The sequence below is a fragment of the Pseudooceanicola lipolyticus genome, assembly GCF_002786325.1.
In the GTDB taxonomy this organism is placed as follows: domain Bacteria; phylum Pseudomonadota; class Alphaproteobacteria; order Rhodobacterales; family Rhodobacteraceae; genus Pseudooceanicola_C; species Pseudooceanicola_C lipolyticus.
On record NZ_PGTB01000203.1, the window covers coordinates 1 to 5,580 of the forward strand.

The 5,580-nt window shown below is 65.9% G+C and carries 9 protein-coding genes; 8 read left to right on the top strand and 1 reads right to left on the bottom strand.

Annotated elements, in window-relative coordinates; translation table 11 throughout:
* The 5 genes from CVM52_RS23005 to CVM52_RS23025 form a co-directional block, all read left to right on the top strand.
* A partial coding sequence (locus tag CVM52_RS23005; protein ID WP_172721072.1) for a FecCD family ABC transporter permease occupies positions 1-343 on the top strand: 343 nt, incomplete at its 5' end.
* Entirely contained in the window at positions 340-1,125 is a 786-nt protein-coding gene (locus tag CVM52_RS23010) for a heme ABC transporter ATP-binding protein (RefSeq protein ID WP_100164688.1), read from the top strand. The genes CVM52_RS23005 and CVM52_RS23010, both read left to right, overlap by 4 nt.
* Before the next feature lie 169 nt (positions 1,126-1,294).
* Positions 1,295-2,527 carry an MFS transporter gene (locus tag CVM52_RS23015; protein ID WP_100164694.1) on the top strand — a complete coding sequence of 411 codons (1,233 nt, stop codon included), beginning with the start codon at positions 1,295-1,297 and terminating at the stop codon, positions 2,525-2,527.
* Between the two features lie 33 nt (positions 2,528-2,560).
* Positions 2,561-3,436 (top strand): 50S ribosomal protein L11 methyltransferase, encoded by an 876-nt coding sequence (locus CVM52_RS23020; protein ID WP_100164689.1) that lies wholly within the window; start codon positions 2,561-2,563, stop codon positions 3,434-3,436.
* Between the two features lie 106 nt (positions 3,437-3,542).
* On the top strand, positions 3,543-3,887 hold the full coding sequence (locus CVM52_RS23025; protein ID WP_100164690.1) for a hypothetical protein: 345 nt from the start codon (positions 3,543-3,545) through the stop codon (positions 3,885-3,887).
* Positions 3,888-4,014: 127 nt separating this feature from the next.
* Here the strand turns inward: CVM52_RS23025 and CVM52_RS23030 are convergent, their stop codons facing one another.
* Complete coding sequence (locus tag CVM52_RS23030) at positions 4,015-4,230, bottom strand: DUF1127 domain-containing protein (RefSeq protein ID WP_100164691.1); 216 nt, start codon at positions 4,228-4,230, stop codon at positions 4,015-4,017.
* A gap of 104 nt (positions 4,231-4,334) precedes the next feature.
* Here CVM52_RS23030 and CVM52_RS23035 point away from each other — a divergent pair, with 104 nt between their 5' ends.
* From CVM52_RS23035 to ruvA, 3 genes are all read left to right on the top strand, one after another.
* Complete coding sequence (locus CVM52_RS23035; RefSeq protein ID WP_100164692.1) at positions 4,335-4,595, top strand: hypothetical protein; 261 nt, start codon at positions 4,335-4,337, stop codon at positions 4,593-4,595.
* Entirely contained in the window at positions 4,565-5,059 is a 495-nt protein-coding gene (gene ruvC, locus CVM52_RS23040) for a crossover junction endodeoxyribonuclease RuvC (protein ID WP_100164693.1), read from the top strand. The genes CVM52_RS23035 and ruvC overlap by 31 nt, the downstream gene beginning before the upstream one ends.
* The coding region (ruvA, locus tag CVM52_RS23045) for a Holliday junction branch migration protein RuvA (RefSeq protein ID WP_240621044.1) at positions 5,056-5,580 on the top strand (525 nt) is incomplete at its 3' end. The genes ruvC and ruvA, both read left to right, overlap by 4 nt.

A 5,580-nucleotide genomic window follows, 5' to 3' on the forward strand; every position in this document is an offset into this window, starting at 1 on the left:
CGAGGCGGCGGCGATGCACATGGGCGTGGCGCTGGAGCGGCTGAAAACCGGCGCGATCCTGACCGTCGCCTGTGCCACCGGCGCGGCGGTGGCGGTGTCGGGCGGCATCGGCTTTGTCGGCATCGTGGTGCCGCATCTGCTGCGGCTGGCAACCGGGCCGGATCACCGCACGCTGCTGCCCAATGCCGCGCTGCTGGGCGCGTCGCTGCTGGTGCTGGCCGATTGCATCAGCCGCACCCTGATCGCTCCGGCCGAACTGCCCATCGGCATCGTGACCGCCGTGCTGGGCGCGCCGGTTTTCCTGTGGATCTTGTTGCGCCGGCGCGGAGTGGTGGACCTGTGAGCCTGCAAGCCACCGCCCTCCGCTATGCCATCGGGCGCAAGCCGGTGCTGAAAGGTGTCGATTTCCTGGCCCGGCCCGGCGAGGTGAGCGCGATTGTCGGGCCCAACGGGTCCGGCAAGACCACGCTGCTGCGCGCCCTGACCGGCGAGGTGGCCGCCGAGGGGCGGATCAGCCTCAATGGGCGCGACATCCTGCTGGCCAAGCCCTATGATCTGGCGGCGCAGCGCGGCGTGCTGCCCCAGGCCAGCGCGCTGGCCTTTCCCTTCACCGTGATCGAGGTGGTGCGCATGGGCGTGCAGGCCGGGCTGCATGCCACCCATCCGCGTTTGGCCGAGACGGCGCTGGAGGCGGTGGGGCTGGCCGGGTATGGCAACCGGTTCTTCCAGGAGCTTTCGGGCGGCGAACAGCAGAGGGCCCAACTGGCGCGCGTACTGGCCCAGGTCTGGGAGCCGGTGATCGACGGCACGCCGCGCTGGCTGTTCCTGGACGAGCCGGTGTCGAGCCTCGACATCGGCCAGCAGCTGGGGGTGATGCAGCTGGTGCGCAGCTATGCCGACCGGGGCGGCGGCGTGGTGGCGGTGATGCATGACCTGAACCTCACCGCGATGTTTGCCGACCGGGTGACGCTGATGCAGGCGGGGCAGGCCCGCGCGGCGGGCACGGTCGAAGAGGTGCTGACCGATGACATCCTGTCCGCCGCCTATGGCTGCCGCGTGCGGGTCAATGCCGCGCCGCCGCTGGGCGGAACCTTTCTGCTGCCGCATGCGGCCTCGCGCGGGTAGGGCGCGGTGCGATCCGGGGCCGCCCGGTCCTCGCTGCGGATGACCTTGCACGGAGTCCTGGCTTGACCGGCCCGGCGCCCGCATCTGCCAGTTCAGCACAGGGGCACATCCGATGTGCGGCGGCGCTTTGGCTCTCGCCAAGACCAACGAACCGGCGTATGGCGAAGCGATGAACCGGATTGTCAACCTCTCGGACGCGGCTGAACTGCCGGCCTGGCGCCGGCCGCTGGCGCTGTTATTCGTCACCGCTGTGGCGATGCCGATCGCGTTCTTCACCTGGAACGCGCTGCTGAACAACTTCGTGATCGAGGTCGCCGGCTTCGACGGCTCGGATATCGGGTTGCTGCATTCGGTGCGCGAGATCCCGGGTTTCCTGGCCATTGGCGTTCTGGCGATCCTGCTGTTCATGCGCGAGCAGGTGCTGGGTCTGGTTTCGTTGTGCCTGCTGGGCGTGGCCACAGCGGTCACTGCCTGGTTTCCCTCGTTGGGCGGGTTGCTGGCGGTGACGCTGATCAGTTCGATCGGCTTCCATTACTACGAGACCGTCAACCAGTCGTTGCAGCTGCAATGGTTGCCCAAGGACCGGGCGCCGCAAATGCTGGGCTGGCTGCTGGCGGCGGGCTCGGCTGCCACTTTTGTGGTCTATGGGCTGATCGTGCTGCTGTGGGAGCCGCTGGGCCTGACCTATAACATCGTCTTCCTGATCTCCGGCGGCCTGACCGCGGCGATGGCGCTGTTCTGCTTGTTCGCCTTTCCGCAATTTGCCGCGCCACATCCGCAGGTGCGCCGCATGGTGCTGCGCCGCCGCTATTGGCTGTACTACGCGCTGCAATTCATGGCCGGGGCGCGGCGGCAGATCTTCATGGTTTTTGCCGGTTTCATGATGGTCGAGAAATTCGGCTTCGAAGTGCATCAGCTGACCGGGCTCTACCTGATCAACCTGATGATCAACATGGTCGTGGCGCCGCTGTTGGGCCGCGCCGTCGGCGTGTTTGGCGAACGCGCCACGCTGATGCTGGAATATGCCGGGTTGGCGCTGGTCTTCCTGCTGTATGGCGGTGTCTACTGGTTCAACTGGGGCGTCTGGATGGCCGCGGCGCTGTATGTGGTCGACCACATCCTGTTCGGGCTGGCGCTGGCGCTGAAGACCTATTTCCAGAAAATCGCCGATCCCGGTGATATTGCGCCCACGGCGGCGGTGGCCTTTACCATCAACCACATCGCCGCGGTGTTTCTGCCGGTGGCGCTGGGCCTGCTGTGGGTGGTGTCGCCGGCCGCGGTGTTCGTGCTGGCGGCGGCGCTGGCGGTCGGGTCGCTGATGCTGGCGATGATGATCCCGCGTCACCCGGTGCCGGGCTACGAGACGGTGTTCATGGGGGTTGCGCCCAAGCCGGCAGAGTGACATCGCAGAACTGCCCAGCCAACGGAGAGCCCGATGCCCACATTTACCGCCCTGACCACCCTGACCGGCAAATCGCAGGCCGAGGCGCTGGGCGCGGCGATGGAGCGGCTGGAGCCGGAACCCACCGGCATCGGCGTGTTCGAAGTCGAAGACGGCTCGGGCCTGTGGGAAGTGGGCGGCTATTTCACCGAAACTCCCGACGATGCGGCGCTGGCGCTGCTGGCGGCGGCCTTCGGCGCGAAACCCTTCACCGTGTCGGAACTGCCGGAAACCGACTGGGTCGCCCATGTCCGGCGCGAATTGGCGCCGGTGCGGGCCGGGCGGTTCTTCGTCTATGGCAGCCATGATGCCGACAAGGTGCCCGAGGGGGTCGAACCGCTGCTGATCGAGGCGGCGATGGCCTTCGGCACCGGCCATCACGGCACCACGCTGGGCTGTCTGCGCGCGCTCGACCGGCTGGCCGGCGAGGGCCTGGAGCCGCGGGCGGTTGCCGATATTGGCTGCGGCACCGCGGTGCTGGCAATGGCGGCGGCCCGGCTGTGGCCGGGGCGGACCAACCTGGCCAGCGATATCGACGCGGTGGCGGTCGATGTTGCCCGCGCCAACCTGCGCGCCAACGGCATCGAGGGGCAGGTGAGCTGTGTCGAAGCCGCCGGATTCGACCACCCGGACCTGGCCGCGGCGACCCCGTATGACCTGATCTTCGCCAATATTCTGAAGGGCCCGTTGGTGGCGCTGGCCCCGGATCTGGCGATGCATCTGAGGCCGGGAGGCTATGCCATCCTGTCGGGGATTCTGTCCGAGCAGGCAGATGAGGTTATCGCGGTTTATTCTCGCAATGGCATCAATCTGCAGCATCGCGAACAGATTGGTGACTGGGTGACGCTAATTCTTTGTAAATCAAGCTGAAAATCGCGAAAATCCGGTACATTCCGGATCGCTGCCCTTATGTTGCCACAATCGATACGTAATTCAGAGCATCCGCTGGTTCTGCCGGCGTAAGGAGTGATCCGTCATGACCGTTCAGCAGGTCGAATTTGCAAACCGTCTGAGCCGCCTGATCCGCAAGCACCAGGCAATGACCCGCGGCTATACCACCAGCATGCGACCTGACGGTCTGATCGTGGCCAAGCCGCGGCGCGCACCCGCGCCGATTTCGGGCCGCTCGGTGCTGATCTTTCTCGCCGCCTTCCTGATGTTCAAAGTGGTGCTGATGGCCAGCCTGGGCTCGGAAGCCTATGACACCCGCGTCGCCCGCCTGCAGGAAGGCACTCTGGTGGAAAAAGCCGGTGCCTTTGCGATGCAGGGGGATCCGCTGACCCGCCTGGTCGCCGAAACGGTTGCGCCGGTCCTGCGCTAAGACGCCGCCGGACGCATTCTGCGCGCTCAGGTTTCGTTGAGACCACGCCAAAACAAAAGCGCCGCGTGAACTGGTCACGCGGCGCTTTTTTCGTGCAACCCAGCGGCGGCCGGTGCCGCCGATGTGGTTACGACCGGTGTCTGCCGGCCACCACCAGGTCGATATCGCCGCGCACCAGGCCGATATCGTCCAGTTCGCGGTCGCTCAGCGACGACAGGGTCTTGCGCGTCATGCGGGCGTCGTTCCAGCCCACGATCGCGGAATAGATATTTGCCAGTACTGCCCCGACGCGGCCATAGAAGCTCGACGAGACATAGCCGGCGCGGGTGTCAAATGCAGCCATTTGCTTGTCCTCTGGTTATTGGGGTTTTGGGGTCTTCAAATTTCGTGAGCAGCACATAAGGCGGCGCATATTCCGGCACAAGCTGCGCCGATTGCATAGTTCTTATGCACTTTTTGCATGGCGAATTTTTCGGCCATATGACTGAAATAAATAAGAAAAATCCGCCTGAGCAATGTCGTTTTCAGGCGATCTGGGTGTCGTTTTCAGGCGCTCTGGCGCAGATGAACAATCGGCTGTCGTTTTTGGTCTTCGGCACCAAAACGCTTGGCGCATGTTCGCGTTTCGTGCTAGTGCGTCAGAAAAGCAACAAATCGGGCGGAACGCCGGGCGGTACATGCGGATTCTGGGCATTGATCCGGGGTTGAGAACCCTGGGCTGGGGGGTGATCGACTCGGTCGGATCGCGTCTGAGCCATGTTGCGAACGGGCTGTGCTGCTCGGGCGAAGGCGATTTGGCGGTGCGGCTGCTGTCGCTTTACCGGCAGCTGACCGAGGTGGTTGCCACCCATGCGCCCGATCTCGCCGCCGTTGAACAGACCTTCGTCAACCGCGACGGTGCCGGCACGCTCAAACTGGGCCAGGCCCGGGGCATCGCGCTGCTGGTGCCGGCGCAGGCGGGGATCCCGGTGGGGGAATATGCGCCCAACACGGTGAAGAAAACGGTGGTGGGGGTCGGCCATGCGGAAAAGCGGCAGGTGCTGCACATGGTGCAGTTGCAACTGCCGGGCTGCGCCCCCGCCGGGCCGGACGCGGCCGATGCGCTGGCCATCGCTATCTGCCACGCCCATCACCAGGGCGGTGCGGCGCGGCTGAAGGAGTTGCGGGCATGATCGGCCGACTGACCGGGCGCCTGGGGTATCGCGCCACCGACCACGTGCTGATCGAGGTCGGCGGCGTCGGCTATATCGTCTATTGTTCCGACCGCACGCTCGCCGCCCTGCCGGGCGTGGGCGAGGCGGTGTCGCTTTATACCGACCTGGTGGTGCGCGAAGACCTGATGCAGCTGTTCGGCTTTCCCTCGCTGGTCGAAAAGGAATGGCACCGCCTGCTGATGAGCGTGCAGGGTGTCGGCGCCAAGGTGTCGCTGGCGATCCTCGGCGCGCTGGGCCCCGACGGGGTCAGCCGCGCCATCGCGCTGGGCGACTGGGCCTCGGTCAAGGCGGCCAAGGGCGTCGGGCCGAAAACGGCACAGCGCATCGTGCTGGATCTCAAGGACAAGGCGCCCGGGGTGATGGCGCTGGGCGGCACCGTGGCCGAGGCGATGGAAGGCCCAGTGGCGGCGTCCGACGCGGTGATCGAAACGCCGCCGCCCGCCCGCGCCAAACCCGCCGCGAACGGATCGGCCCAGGCC